Below are 20,982 nucleotides of genomic sequence, written 5' to 3' on the forward strand. Positions count from 1 at the left end.
TCAGGTGCGGAGCGTGGCGCTGACGGCGCCGGCCGGCAGGGTGGCGAGGGCGGTGGTGGCGGCGAGGAGGGCGGTGGGTCTGTGTTCGTGGCGGATGCGTGGTCTGCGCATGGCGGCTCCTTCTGTGGTGACGGTGTGTCAGGTGCGGAGCGTGGCGCTGACGGCGCCGGCCGGCAGGGTGGCGAGGGCGGTGGTGGCGGCGAGGAGGGCGGTGGGTCTGTGTTCGTGGCGGAAGCGTGGTCTGCGCATGGCGGCTCCTTGTGGAGGGTGACGGGGTGTCAGGTGCGGGGGAGCGTGGTGGTGACGCGGCGCCGGAAGCGCAGGGTCACGGGGCCCAGGAGGCCGGACGGCAGCGGCTTGTTGCGCTCGTTGGACAGCGTGTTGGCGACACGGACCCGCACCGTGTTGCGGCCCGCGCGGAGCAGTCCGGTGACGTCGGTCGTGAACGGCGCCCACAGCAGCGGCGGCAGCGTCCGGCCGTTGACCGTGACCTCGGCGACGTCGCGCACGTCGCCGAGGTCCAGCAGGACGCGGACCCCGTCGAGCCGGGCGGCGTCCACATCGATGTCCGTGACGTACGCGCCGGTCCCGGAGAACAGCGGGTCGCGCCCGGTCCAGCTGCCCAGGGGCCCGGTGACCGGGGCGGCGCCGTCCCGTTCGAGGGTGAGGGTCCAGTCGCCGGTCACCGGGAGCGGGGTGAGCGGGGCGTCGACGCGCACGGTGCCGCGGTAGCGGTGGCTCCCGTCGGTGCCGGTGAGGGTGTAGGCGCCGGGGGAGTCCGCCTCGACGGTCGCGGTCAGGCCGGTGCCCTGCCGTTCGACGCGGAGGACGGGCAGCGGGGAGTCGGTGAGGTGCGGTCCGGGCCGGGTGCCGGGGCGCACCACGGCGACGAGGGTCTGGTACGGCTCCAGGGTCAGCGGCAGCCGCACGGCGTTCCGGTCGCTGGTGTGCAGGGGCGCCGGGCCCCCGGCGCCGGTGGCGGGGTCCCACAGTTCCGGAGCTCCGGACGCGGGGAGCGTGGCCACCGTCCGCACCGGCGCGCCGCTCTCGTTGTTGACTAGGAAGACGGTGTCGGCGGCCCGGCGCACCCGCAGCACCCGGACGGCGTCCTGCGGCGGGTCCAGGACGGCGGCGGCCGCTCCGGCGGCGTGGGCGGCCGCGCCCAGCCCGGCGGTGTCGGCGACGCGTACGGCGCTGCCGCGGCCCAGGCGACGGGTGCCCGGCAGCCGGTCGCCGAAGAGGTCGGCGAGAACGTGTGCCAGGGACCGGTCGTTGCCGTCGGCGTCGTCGCTGTCGAGGGCGCCGACCGCGACGACGGTGCCGCCGGCCTCGGCGAAGGCCCGCAGCACCCGCAGACCGGCCGCGTCCAGCGTCGGTGCCTGGGGAACCACGACGAGGTCGTAGGCGGCGGCCCCGACGACGAGCCGTCCACCGCGCACCTCCGCGTGGGCGAGGAGGGCGGGGTCGCCGCTGAGGGCGCCCTCGTGGAGCAGGTCGAAGTCGACCTGGGCACGTTCGAGGGCGTAGGCCGCGTCCGCGAGCGGGCCGTCGACGTCCTGCTGGCGTGCGGTGCCGGTCCACTGCTCGGCGGCGCGCTGCGGTTGCAGCAGCGCGGTGCGGGCGGCGGAGGTGCCCCGGCCGGCCTCCATGACGCGTCCGATCCACTCGGCGAGCGGCCGCATCGCCCACCACCAGGGGGCGCGCGGCCCGAACGGCGGCGGGAAGTACACCCGCGTCTCGTCGGTCCACAGGGCGTGCAGCACGGTCAGGTTGATGCCGCGGGTGGCCTGCGCGCCGACGGTGGCGTGCACGAAGGCGGGGGTGACCTGCCAGCCCATGTTGCCGAACATCTCCAGCAGGGCCCGCTCCCTGCCCTGCTGGTGGGCGACGGAGGCCGGGTTGCGGGGGATCATGGTGGGCCGGCCGGCGACGTACTCGGCGGTGATGATGTCGCCGCCGGGCACCTGCGCCCACTGGTTGACCTTGTGCAGGTCGCCGGTGGACGTGATGCGCTTGGCGGGGGCGGTCTCGTCGTAGAGCGGGTTGGTGATCAGGGCGACGCCCCGCTCCTCGTACCAGCGGGACTGCTTCTCGAACGCGGCGGCGAAGCGGTCGGAGACGGCCCGCCAGTACCGTCCCCGGGCGATGCGTCCCGCGCGGCCCACGTCGTCGAAGGCGCTCAAGTAGGCGAGGCCGGGGGTGACGCCGACCGCGCGCAGGGCCCGGTCGAGGGTGGGGGACCAGGGCAGCCGCTTGAAGTGGGCCTCGGCCGAGGCGAAGAAGGGCTCGTCGTCCCAGAAGCCCGGGACGACCGTGCCGAAGTACCGGCCGAAGCGGCGGTGGTACTCACCCGGCACCATGTCCAGGAACAGCTCGACCGGTTCGTCGTCGAGCAGGTCGACGTAACCGCGGCTGTAGCCCTGGGAGTCGTCGACGAGGACGACCCCGCCGAACACGTCGACCTGCCACGTGCCCGCCGGTGCCTGCCAGGTGTGCCCGTCCGCCAGTTCGTCCGTCAGCTCGACGACGTGGTCGCCGTCGCCCCGGTCGGCGGGCCGGGCGGCGGCCGCGGCGACGGTGATGCCCGTGCCGGGCAGGGCACGGTCGGGGAAGTCGCCCGAGGCGGCGGGCTCGTCGTACGTGGCCGAGTAGAGGGCGGTGCCGTCGGCGGCGGTCACCGCGAGGCTGTCCCACAGGGCCCGCTGGTCGTCCACGGCGCGGACGCCGACGCCCCCGGAGGTGTGGGCGGCGTCGTCGACGCCGCCCTTGTCGACGCCGTCGAGGGTCACGGACAGCGCCGTGCCCCGCACGGTGACGCGCAACGTGTGGAACTTGGTCTTGTTGAACCCGTCGGTGCGTCTGCTGCGCAGCAGCTCGACCGGGTCGGAGCCGGGCGTGAGGCGCTGGACGGTGACGACGCCCGTCTGGTCGAAGGCGACGGCGTATCCGCTGGCGCCGTCGGCGGACGCCCGCACGACGAGGCCGGCCGCGGTGTGCTCGGCCTTGGCGCTGCCGGTGACGGTGCAGTCGCCCCAGCCGTCGCTGCCGCGCAGGACGGCGGCCCCGGCGAGAACCGCGCCGTCGGCGACCAGGCGGCCGGCCTCCACGCCGACGCCGGTGCTGCGCAGCAGGTCGACCGTCGCGGGGCCGTGCACGACGGTGGTCGAGCGCCACAGCGCCTTCAGACGCAGCTCGGGCCGTGGCGCGTAGGTGCGGGCGCCGACCTGGCCGCCCTTGACGATGAACTCCCCGGCCCGGCCGCTCGGGAAGTGGTCGTCGTTGAAGATCCACACCCGCATGCCGGTGCGCTCGGCGGTCTCCAGGACGTGTCCGACGACGGCGAACCAGTCCTCGGTGAAGAACTCCGGAAGCATCTCGGCGTTGTCGAAGGGGAAGAGGACCACCTCGTGCATGCCCTTGGACCGGAGGTCCGCCAGCTGGCGGTCGACCAGGTCGGGGGTGACGGGGCCGTTCCAGTACCAGTAGACGGTGGGGCGGCTGTCGCGGCGCGGGTCGGCGAACCGGCTCGCCGACCAGGCGGTGGCCTCCGGGACGGTGGGTGGGCCGCCGGCACGGGCGGTGCCGGGCAGACCCACCGCGAGCATGCTGCCGGTGGCGCCGGCCGCGGCCACGAACCGGCGTCGGGACAGGGCGTTGTCGGGCATGGCGGAGCTCCTGTGGTCGAGGGCGGACACGAAGATCAGCCCTGTGCGAGGGCAAGCACGTCGGCGGCGGTCAGGGCGCGGTTGTGCAGCCGGACGTCGCGGACGGCTCCGTGCAGGTAGGGGTGGGTGCTGTTCTGGGAGCGGCCCAGGTAGTTGCGGCTGGTGCGGCCGAGCAGGAGGGGACCGGCGACCATGCCGTTGTTCCGGCCGGCCTCCCGGCCGTCGACGTAGAGCACGCCGGTGCCGCCCGCCAGGGTGAGCGCCACATGGGTCCAGCGGCCGACCGGCAGCGGGCCGGTGGCGTCGATGACGTCCTCCACCTTCATCCCGGCCATCTTCAGCGCGGCGCGGGCGCGTCCGGCGCCGGTGGTCGCGGAGAGGAACAGGTAGGTGTCCTTGTGGTAGCCGAGGTCGAAGACGCGGGCCGAAGGCGCGAGGGTGTCGACGCGGACGCGCACGGCGACGGTCAGCTCGTCGAGTGCGCTGGGCAGACCGGGCGGGAGCAGGACGTGCCCGTCCCGGCCGTCGAGGCTCACGCACGGGTCCCCGCCGTCCGTGCTCCAGGCCGCGCCACCGACGAGTACGGCGTCGGGGAAGGTCCGGGTCCGGTCCGCGGCGGTCGTGCCGCTGCCCTCGTCCAACGGGTACCGGACGACGTCCCGTTCGGGTGTGCGAGGCGGTGGCACGGCCCAGTAGACGTTGTAGCGCTGGTGGTGGACCTCGTGGAAGGGCCGCAGGGACACCTCCCGGTCGTCGGCGAGCGCGGTGAAGGCGGTCCCGCCCGTGGAGGTGGCGCTCAGGCTGGCGCGGCTGATGGTGGGCAGCGTGGCCGGCGGGGTGTCGCCGTACTCGCCGGCCAGCACGAGCGGGCCGTACGACAGCGCCTGCACCTGCGGATTGTCGGGGGCCGGGCGCCAGACCGGCACCCGGGGCAGGACGAGGTCGACGGTGTCGCCGGGGTGCCATCGTCGTTCCACGTCGGCGTACGTGCCGGGCCGGAGGCGGGCGGTGACGGGGCGGCCGTTCACCTTCAGGACCGCGGGCCGGCCGGTGGCGGCGACCCAGCCGGGGATGCGGAGGCGGAGGCGGAAGCGCGCCGCCCCACCGGTGACGGTGAGGCGGGTGCGGTCGCCGGCCGGGTAGGACGTCTCCTGACGGAGCCTCACCCCCGTCTCCTGCCAGTGCACTTCGGAGGGAATGAACAGGTTGACGTACAGCGTGGGCCGCTCGGTGCCGCCGCTGCGGAAGTAGACGGTGTCGGCGAACTTGGTGTGGGTCTCCAGACCGGTGCCGTGGTCGCAGGAGAAGTTGTCGTAGTCGCCGCTGTAGCTGCCGGGAGCGGCACCGAGTCCGCCCTTGGGCTGCCGCTGGGAACCCGCCCACAGGCCGGTGTAGTAGGTGACGAACCCGTGGCCGGAGTCGGGGTCCTGTTCGCCGAGCATCTGGTTGTACAGCGTCCACTCGTAGTGGTCCATGTAGGCGGTGCGCTCCGGCCGGTGCAGGAACAGGTGCCTGCCGAGCTTGAGCATGTTGTAGCTGTTGCAGTTCTCGCAGGTGACGTCGGAGAGCCGGCTGACGATCTCGTCGGGCGGCCCGAAGAGCTCCTGGTCGGAGTTGCCGCCGATGACGTACGAATGGTGCTCCACCACGTGGGTCCAGAAGGTGTCGGCGACGTCCAGGTAGCGGGCGTCACCCGTGGCCTCGTAGCCCGGCACCGCGCCGACCACCTTGGCGATCTCGGTGTTGGCGTGCCGTCCGGCGAGTTCGTCGCGGCCCGCAGCGAGTGGCGCGTACAGCTCGTCGTGGTCGAAGCGCCGGGCGGTGCGCAGGTGCGCCGGGTCCCCGGTCTCCAGGTACAGCCGGGTCAGGACGTCGTTCATGCCGCCGAACTCGACCTTCAGCACGCTCTGCATCCGCTCCCTGGACAGCGGTGCGGTGCGCGCGTCCGCCCAGGCCGCCATCTCCAGCAGCACCGTGAACGCCTGCCGGTTGCCGCTCAGCCGGTACTGGTCGAGCAGACCGGCCATGATCTTGTGCAGCGTGTAGTACGGCGCCCAGGGCCTGCCGCCCGCTTCCAGCTGGTCGAAGACCGTCTCCGGGAACGCGGAGAGGTATCCGCGGTGGAAGCCGGCCGCCGGCGCCGCCTGCTGGCACTCGGCCAGCGCCGCGACGAGTCGGCGCCCCTTGTCGGCGTAGGCGGTGTCACCGGTGTTGGCGTGTGCCTGGGCCAGGGCGCTGAGCAGGTGCCCGGTGGTGTGGCCGCGGAGCTGGACGGTGGGGGCCTCCCAGCCGCCGCAGGGCTCCGCGGCGGACGGCAGGCCCACGTTCAGCCGGAACGTGTGCAGCAGCCGGTCGATGTCGACGAAGAGCAGGTAAGCGCAGGTGCGGCGCATGTTGGCGAGGAACGGGCTCTCCAGCAGCCGGACGGCGGAGAGCGGGAACGGGGTGAGGGCCGGCGTCGGCGCGGACGGGGTGACGGGCTGCGTCGGCGCGGAGTCCGCCGCGCCGGGCGGTTCGGCGGCGGCCGCCGGAGTCATGGGCAGTGCGGTGAGGGCCGCCGCGGCCGAGGCGGCGAACAGCACGTGGCGTCGGGACGGGTTCGATCCGTGGTGGTGTGCGGGCACAGGACGGGTTCCCTTCGGGCAGGCGGCGCTGACTTCCGGAACGGGGGGTGGCCTGAGCGGGGACGAGGGCGGCGGGCCGGGGGAGGAGCGGGTTGAATCGTTCAAGGCGGGAAGATCGACGGCGTGCCCACCGGCGGCCGTGCCGAGCGGGTAGTGCAGGGCGCACCGGTGGCCGGTGCGCCCCGAGGGGGTCACTCGACGGTGGCCTGGGCGTACGGCACCAGCCGTACGGGACCGGTCAGCCCGTAGGCCTGCCGGGCGGTGGTCCCGAAGACCTCGGGACGGATCACCCTGAGACGGTTGATCAGCGGCGTGGCCACCTCGATCTCGACGGTGTTCTCGCCCGCCCGCAGCAGCGCCCCGAGGTCGACGACCGGGTGCACGCGGTCGACGGGTGCCGTCCGGGTGCCGTTGACCGTGACCCGGACCGTGTCGCTGACCTGTCCCAGGTCCAGCACGGCGCCGTGGGCGTCGCTCCAGTCGGCCGGGAGGGTGACCGTGGTGCGGTACCGGCCGATGCCGGCGGAGTCCGCGAGTTCCGGGATCTGCGACCAGGGCAGCAGGGTGTCGAGGGTCAGCGTGCGCCGCACCGCCTCGGTGCGGGCCGGGGAGGAGCCGGGGTACCAGTCCTCGACATCCAGCTCCCAGCGACCCGGCACCACGGGGGCGGGCACCGGCGGGAGCGAGGTGGTGACCGTGCGGCCCCGGGACAGGCGGGTGGTGTACGTGCCCGCGGCATCGGCGCGGACGGTCAGCCCCCGCTCGGTGAACAGCACCTGGTCGGCGTCGGTGGCGACGGCGTGCGGACGGCTGCCGAGCCGGTCGCCGAAGAGTCCGGGCCGGCCCAGCGCGACGATCGTCGCCTGGCCCGGCTGGAGGCTGATGCGCACGGTGACGTCGTCGCCGTCCTCCGTGTAGCGGGCGAGGCGGACCACCTCGCCGCTCCACGGATCGAGCAGGTACGGCACCGTGCGGCCGCCCACGGTGCGGCGCAGGGTGACGTCGTGGTCGATGGCCGCGACGGGCGGCTTGACGGTCTCGGCGTGCTTGCCGTTGCAGAAGTAGTAGAAGTCCGCGTCCCGGGTGACCCGGTGGGCGTTGAGGAGGGTGGACGCGGCGGCGTGCCGTACGTCGGCGGAGACGCCGAGGCCGGCTAGGGCGCCGCCGACCGCTGCCTTGTCGGTGACACGGACGACGTTCGGCAGCGCGAGCAGCCGGGTGAGCACCGCTCGCAGTTCATCGGTCTCGCCGGCACCGGGCACGCCCGGGGTGAGCGCCTGGTCGAAGGTGCCGAGCAGCACCATGGGCAGGCCGGCCTTCGCCAGCGTGAGCAGCTTGCGGGCGTCGGCCAGGGCGAGGGTCGGGGCGGAGCCGTAGAAGAAGTCCCCCTCGACGAACAGCGCCTTGTAGGCGGGGCCGTCCGGGGCGAGCCGGCCGCCGGAGACCGTGGCGTTCGGCAGGTCGAGCAGGGGGCCGCTGAGGAACTGGTGCGTCCAGCCGAGCGGGACGCCGGTGGCGGTGAACCAGGACGCGCCGATGCCCGTGGCGGTGTAGCCGGTCTGCCGGAAGACGGCGACGTCCGCGCGGGCGGTGCCGGACTGCAGGACGCGGTGCACGCGGCCCAGGTAGCCGGCGATGTCCTCGACGTGCCGCCAGGTGGGCTGCCGGGGGCCCCACGACTCGCCGTAGCCGGGGGAGCCGTTGTAGGGGCTGAACGCCGCGAAGCCGGGCCACTGGGCCTCCGGGGCGGTGGCGTACGAGAAGCCGTGGACGACGGTCTGGTTGACGCCCGCCGCATAGGCGCCGCCCATGGTGCGCAGGAAGCGGTCCCAGGTGGTGTTGTAGGCCGAGCCGCTGTAGGCGCCGGACTCGCAGGACAGCACGGTGTGGCCGGCCATGTCTCGGCCACCGGCCAGGCAGCGGAAGTCGTCGAGGTTCTTGAAGCCGAGTGACTCGCCCTCGGGGATGTCCAGCAGCGCGGCGGACTCGATGGCGTCGGTCTGCAGCCCGTACGGCTGAGCGCGCAGGCCCATGCCGAGGGAGTGCGCCCAGTCCCGCAGGGCGCGCACGTGGTGCCGGTTGAACAGGTCGGAGACGGTCGCCCAGAAGTCGTGCCGGATCTGCCGGGTCAACTGGGCCTCGAAGGCGAAGACCTGGTTGCTCTTGTCCAGGACCAGTGCGGGCAGGTACGGCAGCAGCGGCCGTCCCGTGCGCTCCTCGAAGGCCCGCGGCAGCAGCGGGGTCCAGGTCAGCCCGTCGGTCTCCATCTCGATGGAGTCCTCGAAGAACGCGCCGCCCGCCGCCTTCAGCAGCCTGCGCAGGGAGTCGGTCAGCACCGCCCGCTCCCAGAAGCCGGTGACCGCGGCGGTGCCGGCCGCGCTGAAGTGGTCGACGACGTAGGCGGCGGGCGCGGAGTGCGGCCCGGACTCCGGCTGCTGGCCGGAACCGCGCCGCCAGTAGGAGATCAGCACCCAGTCCCCGTCGGCGGGGGCCGTCCAGGAGAGCGTGCCGTCGGTGACGGAGTCGGTGAGGTCGCGGACGCTGTCGAGGTCGAGCCCGGTCTCCTTGCGGGTGGAGTAGGCCGGGTTGATCCGGGCGGCCTGGACGGCGAGGAGGCTCTGGCGGGTGACGCCGGCCGCCGCGGCGCGCACCGGCGGCGGGACCGGGCCCTGGTAACCGGCTCCGCCGGTCACCGTGGCGCGGCCGTGCGCGAGTTCCTGGGCGGCGGACTCGTCGTCGGGGGTGACGCCGGGCACGGCCACGGGCCAGCTCGGGCCGAGGGTGAGGTCGACGGTGAGGCCGCGTCTGCTCGCCCGGCTCAGGGCCGCCTCGACCCCGGCGCGCCAGGGTGCGCTGCCCCACCCGTGGTGCTCGGTGTCCAGCAGGGACTTGTTCTTGACGCTGTGGTGGACGGCGGCGATCTCGGCTCCGCCGAAGCCCGCGTCCGCGATCTCGTCGATCTCGCGGGCGATCTCGTCGGGGTCGACGAGGCCGTCGGGCCACCACCAGCGGAACTTGGGACGCACGGAGCGCGGCGGACGCGCGAACCAGTCGGCGGCCGGCTCGGCGGTACCGGCCGCCGGAAGGGCGGCGGCGCCGCTTGAAACACCACCGACGGCGGCCACGGTTCCGGCCGCAAGCGCGGCGGCGAGGACCGTGCGCCGGGACATCCCGCCACGTTGCGAGAGGAATTCAGGCATAGCTGCGCCCCACAAGCTGACTCGACAAGGGATTGAATCGTTTCAATCCGATAGGAACGCCGGAACGCTAAGCCTGTCGGTCCGGGGGGTCAAGACGTGGCCGGCCAGTAACTTCCCGCGCGGCCCGAAGCAGTGCACTGACAGCCGGGGTTCGCGGCGTTCGCGACGGGCGGGCGCCGGCGTGGGGGTGCTGGCGTGGGGGTGCTGGTGTCGGGGTGCTGGTGTCGGGGTGCTGGCGGTGAAGCAGGGCGCCGTTCGAACGCGGTTCACGCTCGAAGTGGTGCGATACCGGTGGATTCAGGCGAGTTCGACGGGGAGGTCACCTCGGTCGGTGACGGCCCGCGCTATGAGCGGGGCGAGCAAATCCCACTCCTGGTCACTGAGTTCATGTCGGCGTATCCGACCATGATCTGCCAGGAAGTGATCTTTGATGACGGCCGGCGGTGCCCGCACAATCACGGTATGACCAGTACTGTCGAAGCAGCCTGGCAGCAAATCCTCACCACGGTCGGCGAACCTCGCCGACCGGAAGGATCGCCGCTTGCCGCTCCGTTTGCCAAGCTGGTGCTGGCGGCGCATGCAGAGCCGCGGCTTCGCCAGCTCTACCCCTGGACCGGTATGTGGGAACTGCACTTCAGCAGGTGCACGGAAATCCGCCACACCTGGGACATCCCCTACATCGGAACCCTAGGAGACGGCCGGTACTACGTCGAAGGGCCGAGCCGAACCAGCCCGCGGATCGCCGAGACAGACAGCGCGCAAGCCGCAGTAGCGATGGTCGTCGACCGCCTGCCATCACACTGCGGCCCGGCCTTCATCGGCAACGCAGAGGAGCTGGCCGCCTACGAGAGATCGCGGGACAACAGATGGACACCGAGCCGCCGACTTCGCGGCGGCAGCTCCGTAGGCACCTTTGAGGACGGGCCCTGAAGGGTGTCGCAGAATGCCCGGTGGCGGCGTCTCGGGGTGATGACTGACCTTTTGTTTCACCCCGCCAAGGAGAGGTTGTGCAGGGTGGCGACGGCCTGGACGGCGTGATGGAGGCCGTCGCCCCTTGGGCGGCAGTCGCGGAGGATCTTCCAGTACTGGGCCCGAGAGCTGACCGGGCCGTCAGCTTGGAGGACGGTCAGAATGCTGACGCCGACCGAGATCAGGGCGTTTCGGGAGCAGGTGTAATTGCTGAAGCTGCGGTCGTAACAGGCGGCCGTCCCATTGGACGTGTTCCTCATTTCGGATGCGGGCGCGTGCGCGTCGCTGGTTGGCGAGGAGGTCGGGGTGGCGGCGGTTCTGGTTTCGCCGGCGCAGGTAGGCGTGCAAGGCCGGTGTCTGGACGATGTGGTTCGAATGGTTGGAGTTGGCCGGCGTGATCTGTTGCAGCGGTCCTGAAGTGGGCCTCGATGGGGTTGGCCCAAGATGCGTAGGTTGGGTGAAGCACGGCTCGATCCCGTCCGCTCTGCCCAGTTGCGGGATTCGCCAGTTCAAGTGGGCGGAGAGGTTGTCGAGGATCACGTAGATCGGAGCACCGTCCGGACAGGCGGCGCGAACGGACCGCAGGACGGCCTGGGGCCGGTCTGGCAAATGAGCATCGAGTGGGATGTGCGTGCTCGGTCCGATTGCCTTGCTGACCTGACGCCGGCCAGCGATTCTGAGCAGGTGCCAGTACAGGGGAGAAAAAGGCTGCGGCAAGAGGACGTGCAGCAGCGGCTCGCTGCTCGCACCGCGCCGGCCGCGGGACAGTGGGAAGTGGTCGTTGAGACTCGGGACCAGGCGGAGATGCGTACGCGGTTGCGCCGTCTGCGGGAGACAGGAATCGACGGGTCGATGATCCGGATCGACACGCTGTGCGGGCGCCTGGAGATGCCGACCACCTACCGGCTGAGCCGTTTCGTGACGGACCCCGCGCGAGAGCCCGAGCAGGAGCGCTCTGATCATTGATTCTGTGGCAGGCCGAGGTGAGTCGACGGATGCGACAACGCTTGGGCCATGCCCTCTCTTTCGGATCTTGTCGGAGCATCGCGCGGAGCCCAGCGCCCGATGCGCTGGAGTTTTCCGAGGACGTCGTGCGCCCGGTCGAGCCTTGACAGCGAAACGCTGAGGCGTGTCCGACAGGCAGCAGGGTCCGTAATCCGGTGGCCACTTTCTTCGTGACGTCTCCAGGGTCGCAGGAATGACACACAACACCGTGGACCCCGCGACGATCACGCCGGAGATGGCTGTTCACATTCGCACGTGGCGATGCGATGAGGAATACTCCTGGCGCGCTGTGGCCCAGGCCGCGTCCGACCTGTGGGGTTCGGAATGGGGCAGCAACCAGCTCTACGGTGAGGACCTCTGTGTGGCCGCAGCGAAGGTGCTGGGCGAAAATCCGTACAAGGAACCGTGGAATTGACGCCGTCAGGTGGGGTTCCCTGGGTCAGCGGGCGGATTCGATGAAGATGCTGGCGATGTGAAGTACGGCTCGGAAAACGGTGGTGATCTTCCTGGCGAGTGACCAGGCCGCGTCAGTTCCTCAAGCGGATGCAGCGTTCGACGGTGTTGCGCCGCTTCTATGCCTCCCGGTCGAGGGTCGGTGTACGTCCGTCCAGGCGACCCTTGCCTGTGCGCTTGGCCGACTTGGTGGGCGGGCTGTGGAATCTCCGTTCGGGTTCCTTCGTACCCAGCCCACCACATGAGCGTCCGACCCAGTGGGGACTGGGCTCGCCGGCTGGGGCCCCTTTTGCGGGCCCCAGCCGCGTGTCGGTGAGCGCGCACAACACTGGAGTCGACCGCGACGACCAGTTCAGGTCGCCTCCCTCGACGTCGGCCTGGGCGACCAGAGCAGTGAAGGCCCGCGTCGGTCGACGCGCATGGCCGGACCAACGGTCCGCTGATCGGAAAGAAGCCGAGCTGGGCGGCAAGGGACGCGAGGACCGTCGCGTCCATGCCGGGCCGGGCGTGGGCTAACTCGTCCAGCTGTGGGCCACGTCGACGACGACCCGGTCGTCCAACTGGGTCACGCGGAAGGGCAGTCGGGCGCGTACGCCGAGGCCGACCTGCGTCTGCCCCTCGAACGTGCCGCCGAACCGGGTGTCCCGGAAGGTGCTGTACCCGCTGATGTTCACGCCGGGCAGGGCCTTGCCCACCTTCCCCGGGTAGGTCGGCACGCCGGCCTCCAGGTCGTAGCTCCACGCGCCGACGCGGATGTCGAGGATCGCCCCGCCGGCAACCGGTATGTACTGGCCCGAGGGGTTCGCGTAGAGCCGGTCCACGTACTGGACGTGGTAGCCGATCCGGTCGCCGCCGCCGGGCACGTCGAACACGATGCGGTCGTAGCACTCGTGCTGTCCGGTCCTGATGTCCGTCAGGTGATCGGCCCCCACGGCGGTACCACCCTTGGCGCCGCTGCCCCAGCCCGTGGGGCAGGCCGCCGCCGCGCGCGATCCCTCCGCCGGGGCCGCGCCCGCGGTACTCGCCGCCGTCCCCAGTGCGGCGCCCGCGAGCACGAGCACCGCCAATGCCGCTCTGATCCGTCGCATCCTGTCCCCCTTGGTCGAGCTCGGTCGCTTAACTCTGATGCCCGGTGAGACGGTCCGGCGCAGCGGAAGGTTGTACGCCAGACAGGGGCAAATAGGGAATCTTGTCGTCCATGGGATTCCCCCGAGGGGGCCTGTTCGATGCGAGCCAGGAACGCGGCGCGAGTACCTGGCTGACGACGCGCGCGGCCGGGCGGACCTGATGGAGTGGGAGCGCATCAATCATCTGCTCGCCGCCGCGGCCCCGGTCCCCGTCTGCGACTCGGCCTGGACGACGTCGTCCAGGCCGAGCCCGCCGCCGGTCCTCGACGAGTACGACCACCCACCGGCGGGCGTCGTCTCGGTGCCGTCGGAGAAGGGGGTCGGTGCCTTGGCCTTGAAGCTGACCGGCGGACTGTTGCAGGCGGGGCAGGAGTGTGGCGCACTGGGCCGGCGCCCAGGTCGGGGCCGCCATCACCGGGATGATCGAGGAGTGGTGCAGTGTGGCGTGGACGTCGGTCCACGGGCGCTGTCCGCCGAGTCCGTGCATCCCCTCCGGCGCGCACCCCTCGGTCTGTGCCAGCCACCGCCGGAACATCCCGAAGCCGGTGTACGACCAGGAGACGCCCGGGCCGACGGTGTCATCGTCTCCTGGGAACAGAACGATCAAGGTGCGCGAGGGGCGAGGCGTCGGTGCGGCCCGGCGCGGCTACAGGCTGACCGGGTCGAGGAGTTGCGGGCCGTTGTTGCGGACGTCGTTGACGGCCGTGGAGACCGGGCGCGCATCGAGGTGCCCGCCGGCGGGGCGGCCGAGGAGAGCCCGCAGTTCGTCGGGGTCCTGGTGCGCGGGGTCGAGCCAGGCCTCGTAGTGGTCCTCGGTGAGCGCGAGGGGCATGCGCGGGTGCACGCGGCCGGCTGCGTCGGTGGCCTCGGTGGTGATGATGGTGCAGGTCATCAGCCAGGCGGCCGGGTCGTCGTCCTGGGTGACGGCCGGGTCGCGCCAGTACTCGTACAGGCCGGCGAGCGCCATCACCTGGTCGTCCTCGGGGTGGACGAAGTACGGCTGCTTGCGGGCCTTGCCGGTGGCCGGGTCCTTGCCGGGCTGCCACTCGTAGAAGCCGTCCGCCGGGAGCAGACAGCGGCGCTTGAGGAACGCGCGGCGGTAGGCCGGTTTCTCGTGCACGGTCTCCACCCGGGCGTTGATCAACCGCGCGCCGGTCTTCGGGTCCTTCGCCCAGGACGGCACCAGGCCCCAGCGCAGCGGCCGCAGCTCCCGCACGGGTGCGGCCCTGCCGCCGTCGTGGCGCGGGGTGCGCTCCAGGACGGCCCAGACGTCGTCGGTCGGGGCGACGTTCCAGTTCGGTCCGAGCGCCTCCGTGGTGGGCCACTCGGTGACGTGGAACACCTGCGCCAGGTCCTGCGGGCTTCGGGTGGAGACGTATCGACCGCACATGCGACCACCTTCTCACCGCCGGACCACCCGGCGACGCACCGGTGCGGTGACCGAGTGGAGGTGTCCTGCGCCGGGCTGTCGCTGGAGAGACGGTGCCGCACTCCTGCCCTGGACACCTCCCGCTCCTGCCCCGGACACCTCCAGTACTCCTCGGGCGCCCGCAGGCGAACACACACACCTCTGCAGGCTCATCAGAACCTCGCGTAGCGGGTGCTCGGCGGGCCTCCCCACCCACCCGACACCCACCCACCCGACACCCGCCCCCCCGGACCGCGGGCCCCTCACCGGAGCGCGACAGGGCCGCGTCCGCCCTACCGGAGCGCGACGCGGCCGCGTCCGGCCTCCGCCACCCCCGTGGGCGAAGAACCGGACGCGATCATGCGTGGCGCCGGGTCAGCAGTGCGGGACCTCGGCCGACGGCCTGAAGACGTCCCAGCTGGACCAGCCGGTGACACCGGTGGCGTTGTTGCGGTGGTAGTACCAGCTGATCGTCAGGCGAGGGTCGACGGCGGGCCCGTCCTGCCAGCAGTACACGGTCGCCCCCTGCCCCGCGTACCCGAGGCCCTTGATCGTGGACGAGCCGTTGGCCTGTGCCCGGATCCGCACCCCGGTTCCCAGGTAGTCGCCCGGAGCGGCGGCGGTCGCCAGCGGGGCGGTGCCGGGTGCGGCAGGGACCCCCTCGGCGGCGCCGGCGGCCGACGCGGGCAGCAGCAGGGCGGCCGTGGCGCCGAAGACGGCGAGGGTGGCGCCGTACAGACGGGCATGACGACGGATGTGTGTGTTCATGACTGCTCCTGAGGCCGGGTCAGCAGTTGCCGACGGCGAGGTACGGGGCGACGACGTCGTACCGGCCCCAGCCGGTCACGTGCGTGGTGTTGTCCGTGTGGTAGTACCACTCCTGGCCCGCCACGACGCGGCGGCAGTGGACGGTGACGTCGTGGCTCCCGTAGCCGTAACCGACCGTCGTCGAACTGGTGTTGGGCTGCGTGTGGATGCGAGCGCCGTCCACCAGGTAGCGGCCCGGCGAGGACTGGGCGCCGAACGCCTTCGCCGGTGCGGCTGTCGAGTGCGCGGCTGGCGCGGTGTGGGCCGTAGCGGCCCCCGCTCCGGCCGTCAGAAGGGCTGCGACGGCGGTGACGCCGAGCAGTCCGCGAAGCAGTACGCCGTGATGAGGCACGATGTGGTCCTTCCCCCTGCGGTACGTGCTGGTCACCCCCCAGTGTTCGGTGCGCACCCTGCAAGGAGCTTGATAGTTTCTTGCAGGGGCGCGCAGACCGGTGTCGGGCGGACGGCCGCGACGGCCGGCCTGGGCCGGCGAGACCGCGCGGGACGAAGGACCGGCATGAGCATCGGATTCACCCTTCTCGGCGATGTGACCATCCGCTCCCGCGGGGCCGCCGTCGCCCCCGGATCACCGCGCCAGCGCTGCGTCCTGGCGCTGCTCCTCGTCGACGTCAACCGACCCGTGTCCGCGGAGACACTCCTCACGCGGGTGTGGGGGGACGACATCCCGCCGCGTGCGATGGCCTCGCTCTACAGCTACGTGTCGCGGCTGCGCGCCCTGCGCTCGGATCCGGGCGACGCGGAGCGGTGGGACATCGTGCGGACGCCCGCGGGGTATGTGCTGCGGACCGACGACTCGGCCGTCGATCTGTTCCGTTTCCGCTCCTTGGTCGAGCAGGCGCGAGGTGCGAACGACCCCCGGGAGGCCGAGGCCTCGTACAGCCGGGCGCTGGCGCTGTGGCAGGGCGAGCCGTTCGCCGGGCTGCACTCTCCCTGGCTCGACGCGTACCGTCTCACGCTCGCGGAGGAGCACCACCGGGCCCGGCTGGATCACTACGAGCTGCTGCTCGACCGAGGTCGGCACGCCGGCCTCGTCCAGCCCCTCGCCGCGCTCGCCACCGAGCGGCCACTCGACGAACAGGTGGCCCACCTGCACATGCTGGCCCTGTACCGGACGGGACAGCCCGCTGCCGCCCTCACCGCCTACGAGCAGTTGCGGCAACGGCTCGTGGAGCGGCTGGGCACAGACCCCGGTCCCCGGCTGAAGAAGCTGCATCAGCGGATCCTCGTGTTCGACGACGCCCTCGCCGCACCCGCGGCCCATGCGCCCGAACGCCGCACCCCCCGCCAACTCCCCGCATCGCCTTCGGGATTCGTCGGCCGTGGCGACGCCCTGCGGCTCCTCGACGCAGGGGAAGGCCGCGCCGACGACGCGGCGCCGGACGTCAGTGTGATCGCGGGAATGGCCGGAGTCGGCAAGTCGTGGCTCGCACTGCGCTGGGCGCACCAGCACGCCGACGAGTTTCCCGACGGCCAGCTCTACGCCCAGCTGAACGGCTTCAGCCCCAGTGTCCGCCCCACCGACCCCGGTGACGTCCTGCACCTGTTCCTGATGGCCCTCGGGGCGGCCGAGAGCGAACTGCCCGCCGACACGGAGGGCCGCGCGGCGCTCTATCGCACGCTGATGGCCGGGCGAAAGATCCTGGTCGTTCTCGACAACGCTCGCGACAGCGCGCAGGTCGTGCCGCTCCTGCCCGGGACACCTGGCTGCAGGACGCTCGTGACCAGCAGGAACCGGCTGAGCAGCCTCAAGGTGCGGGCCGGAGCGGACATCGTCGACCTCGGCGTACTGTCGGCCGCCGAATCGTCGCGGCTCTTCGCCCGCCGGGTGGGAGACGACCGCGCCGCGTCCGAGCCCGCCCTGCGTGACATCGTCCACTGGTGCGCAGGGCTGCCGCTGGCCCTCGACATCGCGGCCGCGCACGCGGACGGACTGCCGGGCGCCTCCCTCGACCAGCTCGCCCAGGACCTGCGCGATCCGAGCGGCCGCCTCGACGTACTGGACGCCGGTGACGTATCCGTCAGTCTCCGCGTCCTGTTCGCCGCGTCGCACGCAGCGCTGGACGCCGAACCGGCGCGGGTGTTAGCCCTGTTAGGGCTCCTGCCGCACCAGGACGTGTCCTTGGCCGCGCTGGCCCACTTCATCGAACGTGACCCGACGCGCACCCTGCGGACCATGCGCGTCCTGGAAGAAGCCTGCCTGGCCCGTCAGCACCGACCGGGCCGCTACCAGATGCACGACCTGATCCGGCTGTACGCCGAGGAGCAGGCGACCGGCCTGACCGCCGTGGAACGCGACCGGCACACGCGCCGTCTCGTCGGTTTCTACGTGTGCACGGCCCAAGCGGCGCACCGAGTCCTGGAGCCGCACCGCACGGCACAGGACCCACCCGCACTCGACGATCCGGGGCCCGCTCCCCTCGCCTTCGATGACGCGCAGGCCGCGCTGGCCTGGTTCGACGCCGAGTACGCCTGCCTCCAGGAGGTCATCACACTCACCGAACAGCGCGGCATGCGACTGGAGTTGTGCCGCCTGACCTGGGCGCTGCACACGTTCCGCTGGCGCCGCGGGCTGTTCGAGGAAAGCATCCGGGCCTGGCACACGGCCCTGGACGCGGCCACCGGCCTGGACGATCCCTCTCTGACGGCCCACACCCGTCAGCGGCTCGGCGTCGCCCTGGCACAGGCGGGGCGCTACGACGAAGCCCTGCCCCACCTCGACGAGGCCCTGGAGCGGTTCCGTGCCGACGGCGACACCGCGGGCCTCACCCGCACCCACCACTCGCTCGCCGAGGTCCACGTCCGCATCAACGCCTACGAGCGCGCCCTTCCGCACTTCGCGCAGGCCCTGGAGGGATACCGCGCGCTCGGGGATCAGGTGGGCGAGTCCAACATCCTGAACGGCACCGGTTGGGCGCTGGCCCGGCTCGGCCGGTACGCGAGCGGCGAGGCACACTGCCTCCAGGCGCTGCCGTTGCTCCAGGTCCACGAGGACGGCGAGGGGCAGGCCGCGACGTGGGACACACTGGCGTACATCGCGCGGCGCACCGGCCGGACGAGCCGTGCCCTGGAGGCGTACCAACAGGCTCTCACCCACTTCCAGGCCATCGGCAACGCCAATCGTGAGGCCGACACATGGGCGTCCCTCGGGGACATGCACGCCGATGCGGGAGACTACGACGCCGCACGTCAGGCCTGGACGACGGCGCTGGGCCTGTACCGGGACCAGGGCCGGACGGCGGAAGCACGCGAGCTGACCGAGCGGTTGGCGACACGGACCGAGCCCTGACGGGGACGGCTCGGCAACTGCCCGGACCTTCCACTGCCGTGGAGATGCCTGGGGGATGCCGGGCAGGCCCCAGGATCCCGGGTGTGGCCGGGAGCTGCTCCGGCCGCCGGCACGGCAGAGGACCGGCGGCCGACGGAACTCCACGACCGCCGACCAGGACACGGCAGCCGCCTCTGACCCGCCCCCCGCCCACCGCCCACCGCCGCGAAGCCGGCCTGCCCTGACCGCTCAAGACCGATCGCCCCCACCCGGTAGCACGCCGGCGCGCCGGGCACCGGCTACGCACACCCAGGTGAGCGGCCTGGTTCAAGGAGCGTTTCGACTCATCGATAGCCTGCACACCATGATGCGCGCGTGGACCCTGCCGACACTGCTCGTGCTCAGCGGCTCAGCCCTCGCGACGGGGCAGATCTGGCACGGGAACCCAGGCACAGCCGCAGCACTCCTCCTGGCGTTCCTGGCGTTCGCGGGCCTGAACTCGCCCCTGGTCTTCCCGAGGTCGATCGGTGCGCGGGAGGCACAACGCCGCAGCGCGCTCGACGGTCGGCCAGTCGTCTTCTGGCGTCCGGGCTGCAAGTACTGCATAGGACTGCGCATCCGGCTGGGCCGTACCGCCCGTCGGTTGCATTGGGTCAACATCTGGCGTGACCCGGAAGGAGCTGCGACGGTGAGGGCAGCCAACGACGGCAACGAGACCGTACCGACCGTCGTGGTGGCGGGCCGGCCACACACCAACCCCGGTCCCGCATGGGTACGCGAACAGCTCTCCCCTTCCGCGTGATCGATGACCGCTCCGTACGGAGAGGCGGCCACAGACCCAAGCGGCTCTACTCGTGCCGTCGCCCAGCCTCGGTCCCTCGGACTGCCGGTCGGACACCTGGGCGTGGCCGCCTACCGAGGCCCCGATTGCACACACACATGGACGAGTTCTGGTGGGTCTCCGTCTCCAGCCCCGTGGTCCACGAGATCGCCAGCAGGCTCCCTGACATCAACGAAGCCATCCGCGTGTTCCTTGTCCATCTCCCGGACCGGTACTCCCGGTACTCCTGGACCGACCGCGCCTACCGGCACCCGCCCGGGTGGCCGAACTGGGACCATCGCCACACGTGAGGGAGGGTCCCAGCTGCGTATGGAAGGCCAAAGCGGCCGCGCCGGGAACAGTCGGTCCAGCCCGCACGGTTGCATCGGCTGAGAGACTGGCACCGCACCAGGATCCGGATCCCGAGTGTGCGGTACACCCACCGCGCACTCGGACCGGAACGTATTGCTACAGGAGGCTTTTATGACCGAACGGCCCTTGACACTCATGGCGGTGCACGCCCACCCCGACGACGAGGCCACCGGAACCGGAGGGGTCCTCGCGCGGTACGCGGCGGAGGGCATCCGCACGGTTCTCGTGACGTGTACCGACGGCCGTTGCGGTGACGGACCCGGAGGTGTCAAGCCGGGCGAGCCCGGGCACGATCCGGCGGCGGTCGCTCTGATGCGTCGTCAAGAACTCGCGGCGAGCTGTGCCGTGCTGAAGGTCAGCGATCTGGAGACGCTGGACTATGCCGACTCCGGGATGATGGGCTGGCCGAGCAACGACGCCCCCGGATCCTTCTGGCAGACTCCCGTGCGGGAAGGCGCGGCCCGGCTCGCGGAACTCATGCGGCGCTACCGACCTGATGTGGTCGTCACCTATGACGAGAACGGCTTCTACGGCCACCCCGACCACATCCAGGCCCACCGCATCACGATGGCGGCGCTGGAGATGACCGGGCTGGCACCGAAGGTGTACTGGACCACGATGCCCCGTTCGATGATGCAGCGGTTCGGCGAGATCATGCGCGAGTTCCATGAGGACATGCCGGAGCCGGATCCTGCCGAGGCCGCCGCGATGGCCGAGATCGGCCTTCCCGACGATGAGATCACCACGTGGGTGGACACGACCGGGTTCAGCGGTCAGAAGTTCGACGCGTTGGCCGCGCACGCCAGTCAGGGCGAGAACATCTTCTTCCTCAAGATGGGAAAGGAGAGGTTCGGTGAACTGATGGGCATGGAGACCTTCGTACGTGTCCAGGACACCACCGGCGCGGCCATACCGGAGAACGACCTCTTCGCCGGACTGCGCTGATCCACCCGTCCGACCGGACGGGAAAGCGCATCGCCCGCACGGCACGCGATCGAGCGGGTCACACACCCGCAGGCCCGTCCCGCGAGTTCCGCTGCGGCGACCCGCGTCCTCGCCGACGGCGCCGACGCGTGCTCGACGTCCGGCCCGACACCGGGCTCGTCCCCTGACCACCTGGCAACCGCGCGGTACGCGTCGTGCGTGCCGGGCGGGGGAAGATCGCTGCGGGGGGGCAACTCGACCTTCGACATCCGCGGCATGACCAGTACCTCTCGTACGGGATCAGGCGGGTAGAGGTAGCAGG

Annotated in this window: 14 protein-coding genes and 2 pseudogenes; 7 read left to right on the forward strand and 9 right to left on the reverse strand. The window is 71.8% G+C overall.

What is annotated here, in order from left to right:
• Positions 1-278: 278 nt before the first annotated feature.
• The 3 genes from ACH4LD_RS36460 to ACH4LD_RS36470 all read right to left on the reverse strand — a co-directional run bounded on the left by ACH4LD_RS36460 (position 279) and on the right by ACH4LD_RS36470 (position 9,489).
• The gene (locus ACH4LD_RS36460; RefSeq protein ID WP_398058455.1) at positions 279-3,665 is read right to left on the reverse strand and encodes a glycosyl hydrolase; all 3,387 of its coding nucleotides are present in this window, start codon (positions 3,663-3,665) and stop codon (positions 279-281) included.
• A gap of 35 nt (positions 3,666-3,700) precedes the next feature.
• Complete coding sequence (locus ACH4LD_RS36465; protein ID WP_398058456.1) at positions 3,701-6,289, reverse strand: beta-L-arabinofuranosidase domain-containing protein; 2,589 nt, start codon at positions 6,287-6,289, stop codon at positions 3,701-3,703.
• 191 nt (positions 6,290-6,480) lie between these two features.
• Positions 6,481-9,489, reverse strand: coding sequence for a glycosyl hydrolase (locus tag ACH4LD_RS36470; protein ID WP_398058457.1), 3,009 nt, complete (start codon positions 9,487-9,489; stop codon positions 6,481-6,483).
• 291 nt (positions 9,490-9,780) lie between these two features.
• On the opposite strand from ACH4LD_RS36470, the gene ACH4LD_RS36475 reads away from it, so the two are divergent.
• Positions 9,781-10,419, forward strand: a complete 639-nt coding sequence (locus ACH4LD_RS36475; protein WP_398058458.1) for a DUF6193 family natural product biosynthesis protein — start codon at positions 9,781-9,783, stop codon at positions 10,417-10,419.
• A gap of 56 nt (positions 10,420-10,475) precedes the next feature.
• Here the strand turns inward: ACH4LD_RS36475 and ACH4LD_RS36480 are convergent.
• Positions 10,476-10,577, reverse strand: a pseudogene (locus ACH4LD_RS36480) (IS5/IS1182 family transposase); the annotation flags it as partial.
• Between the two features lie 109 nt (positions 10,578-10,686).
• A pseudogene (locus tag ACH4LD_RS36485) lies at positions 10,687-11,061 on the reverse strand (transposase); the annotation flags it as partial.
• Positions 11,062-11,067: 6 nt separating this feature from the next.
• On the opposite strand from ACH4LD_RS36485, the gene ACH4LD_RS36490 reads away from it, so the two are divergent.
• Together ACH4LD_RS36490 and ACH4LD_RS36495 are read left to right on the forward strand one after the other, a co-directional pair.
• Positions 11,068-11,424: a hypothetical protein gene (locus tag ACH4LD_RS36490; RefSeq protein WP_398058532.1), complete on the forward strand. Its 357-nt coding sequence runs from the start codon at positions 11,068-11,070 to the stop codon at positions 11,422-11,424.
• Between the two features lie 232 nt (positions 11,425-11,656).
• Positions 11,657-11,878, forward strand: a complete 222-nt coding sequence (locus ACH4LD_RS36495; protein WP_398058459.1) for a hypothetical protein — start codon at positions 11,657-11,659, stop codon at positions 11,876-11,878.
• Between the two features lie 550 nt (positions 11,879-12,428).
• On the opposite strand, the gene ACH4LD_RS36500 is transcribed toward ACH4LD_RS36495, so the two are convergent.
• The 4 genes from ACH4LD_RS36500 to ACH4LD_RS36515 all read right to left on the reverse strand — a co-directional run bounded on the left by ACH4LD_RS36500 (position 12,429) and on the right by ACH4LD_RS36515 (position 15,610).
• Positions 12,429-13,004: a hypothetical protein gene (locus ACH4LD_RS36500; RefSeq protein ID WP_398058460.1), complete on the reverse strand. Its 576-nt coding sequence runs from the start codon at positions 13,002-13,004 to the stop codon at positions 12,429-12,431.
• 685 nt (positions 13,005-13,689) lie between these two features.
• Positions 13,690-14,433 (reverse strand): SOS response-associated peptidase, encoded by a 744-nt coding sequence (locus ACH4LD_RS36505; protein ID WP_398058461.1) that lies wholly within the window; start codon positions 14,431-14,433, stop codon positions 13,690-13,692.
• Between the two features lie 393 nt (positions 14,434-14,826).
• Positions 14,827-15,219, reverse strand: a complete 393-nt coding sequence (locus ACH4LD_RS36510) for a hypothetical protein (protein WP_132789411.1) — start codon at positions 15,217-15,219, stop codon at positions 14,827-14,829.
• 19 nt (positions 15,220-15,238) lie between these two features.
• Positions 15,239-15,610: a hypothetical protein gene (locus ACH4LD_RS36515; RefSeq protein WP_132789412.1), complete on the reverse strand. Its 372-nt coding sequence runs from the start codon at positions 15,608-15,610 to the stop codon at positions 15,239-15,241.
• A gap of 165 nt (positions 15,611-15,775) precedes the next feature.
• Here ACH4LD_RS36515 and ACH4LD_RS36520 point away from each other — a divergent pair, with 165 nt between their 5' ends.
• The 4 genes from ACH4LD_RS36520 (at position 15,776) to ACH4LD_RS36535 (ending at position 20,681) form a co-directional block, all read left to right on the forward strand.
• Positions 15,776-18,565, forward strand: a complete 2,790-nt coding sequence (locus tag ACH4LD_RS36520; protein ID WP_398058462.1) for a tetratricopeptide repeat protein — start codon at positions 15,776-15,778, stop codon at positions 18,563-18,565.
• Positions 18,566-18,908: 343 nt separating this feature from the next.
• The gene (locus ACH4LD_RS36525) at positions 18,909-19,346 is read left to right on the forward strand and encodes a glutaredoxin domain-containing protein (RefSeq protein WP_398058463.1); all 438 of its coding nucleotides are present in this window, start codon (positions 18,909-18,911) and stop codon (positions 19,344-19,346) included.
• A 137-nt stretch (positions 19,347-19,483) separates the two neighbouring features.
• On the forward strand, positions 19,484-19,675 hold the full coding sequence (locus ACH4LD_RS36530) for a hypothetical protein (RefSeq protein ID WP_398058464.1): 192 nt from the start codon (positions 19,484-19,486) through the stop codon (positions 19,673-19,675).
• A 172-nt stretch (positions 19,676-19,847) separates the two neighbouring features.
• Positions 19,848-20,681: a PIG-L family deacetylase gene (locus ACH4LD_RS36535; protein ID WP_398058465.1), complete on the forward strand. Its 834-nt coding sequence runs from the start codon at positions 19,848-19,850 to the stop codon at positions 20,679-20,681.
• Positions 20,682-20,982 lie beyond the last annotated feature (301 nt).

The organism is Streptomyces sp. NPDC017676 (assembly GCF_044329325.1).
Lineage (GTDB): Bacteria > Actinomycetota > Actinomycetes > Streptomycetales > Streptomycetaceae > Streptomyces.

What these genes read in the sequence shown, in the direction of transcription:
- ACH4LD_RS36460 (WP_398058455.1), bottom strand. Translation starts at nt 3,665, where the DNA reads ATGCCCGACAACGCCCTGTCCCGACGCCGGTTCGTGGCCGCGGCCGGC.
- ACH4LD_RS36470 (WP_398058457.1), bottom strand. Translation starts at nt 9,489, where the DNA reads ATGCCTGAATTCCTCTCGCAACGTGGCGGGATGTCCCGGCGCACGGTC.
- ACH4LD_RS36490 (WP_398058532.1), top strand. Translation starts at nt 11,068, where the DNA reads ATGAGCATCGAGTGGGATGTGCGTGCTCGGTCCGATTGCCTTGCTGAC.
- ACH4LD_RS36495 (WP_398058459.1), top strand. Translation starts at nt 11,657, where the DNA reads ATGACACACAACACCGTGGACCCCGCGACGATCACGCCGGAGATGGCT.
- ACH4LD_RS36500 (WP_398058460.1), bottom strand. Translation starts at nt 13,004, where the DNA reads ATGCGACGGATCAGAGCGGCATTGGCGGTGCTCGTGCTCGCGGGCGCC.
- ACH4LD_RS36505 (WP_398058461.1), bottom strand. Translation starts at nt 14,433, where the DNA reads ATGTGCGGTCGATACGTCTCCACCCGAAGCCCGCAGGACCTGGCGCAG.
- ACH4LD_RS36510 (WP_132789411.1), bottom strand. Translation starts at nt 15,219, where the DNA reads ATGAACACACACATCCGTCGTCATGCCCGTCTGTACGGCGCCACCCTC.
- ACH4LD_RS36520 (WP_398058462.1), top strand. Translation starts at nt 15,776, where the DNA reads ATGAGCATCGGATTCACCCTTCTCGGCGATGTGACCATCCGCTCCCGC.
- ACH4LD_RS36525 (WP_398058463.1), top strand. Translation starts at nt 18,909, where the DNA reads ATGATGCGCGCGTGGACCCTGCCGACACTGCTCGTGCTCAGCGGCTCA.
- ACH4LD_RS36530 (WP_398058464.1), top strand. Translation starts at nt 19,484, where the DNA reads ATGGACGAGTTCTGGTGGGTCTCCGTCTCCAGCCCCGTGGTCCACGAG.
- ACH4LD_RS36535 (WP_398058465.1), top strand. Translation starts at nt 19,848, where the DNA reads ATGACCGAACGGCCCTTGACACTCATGGCGGTGCACGCCCACCCCGAC.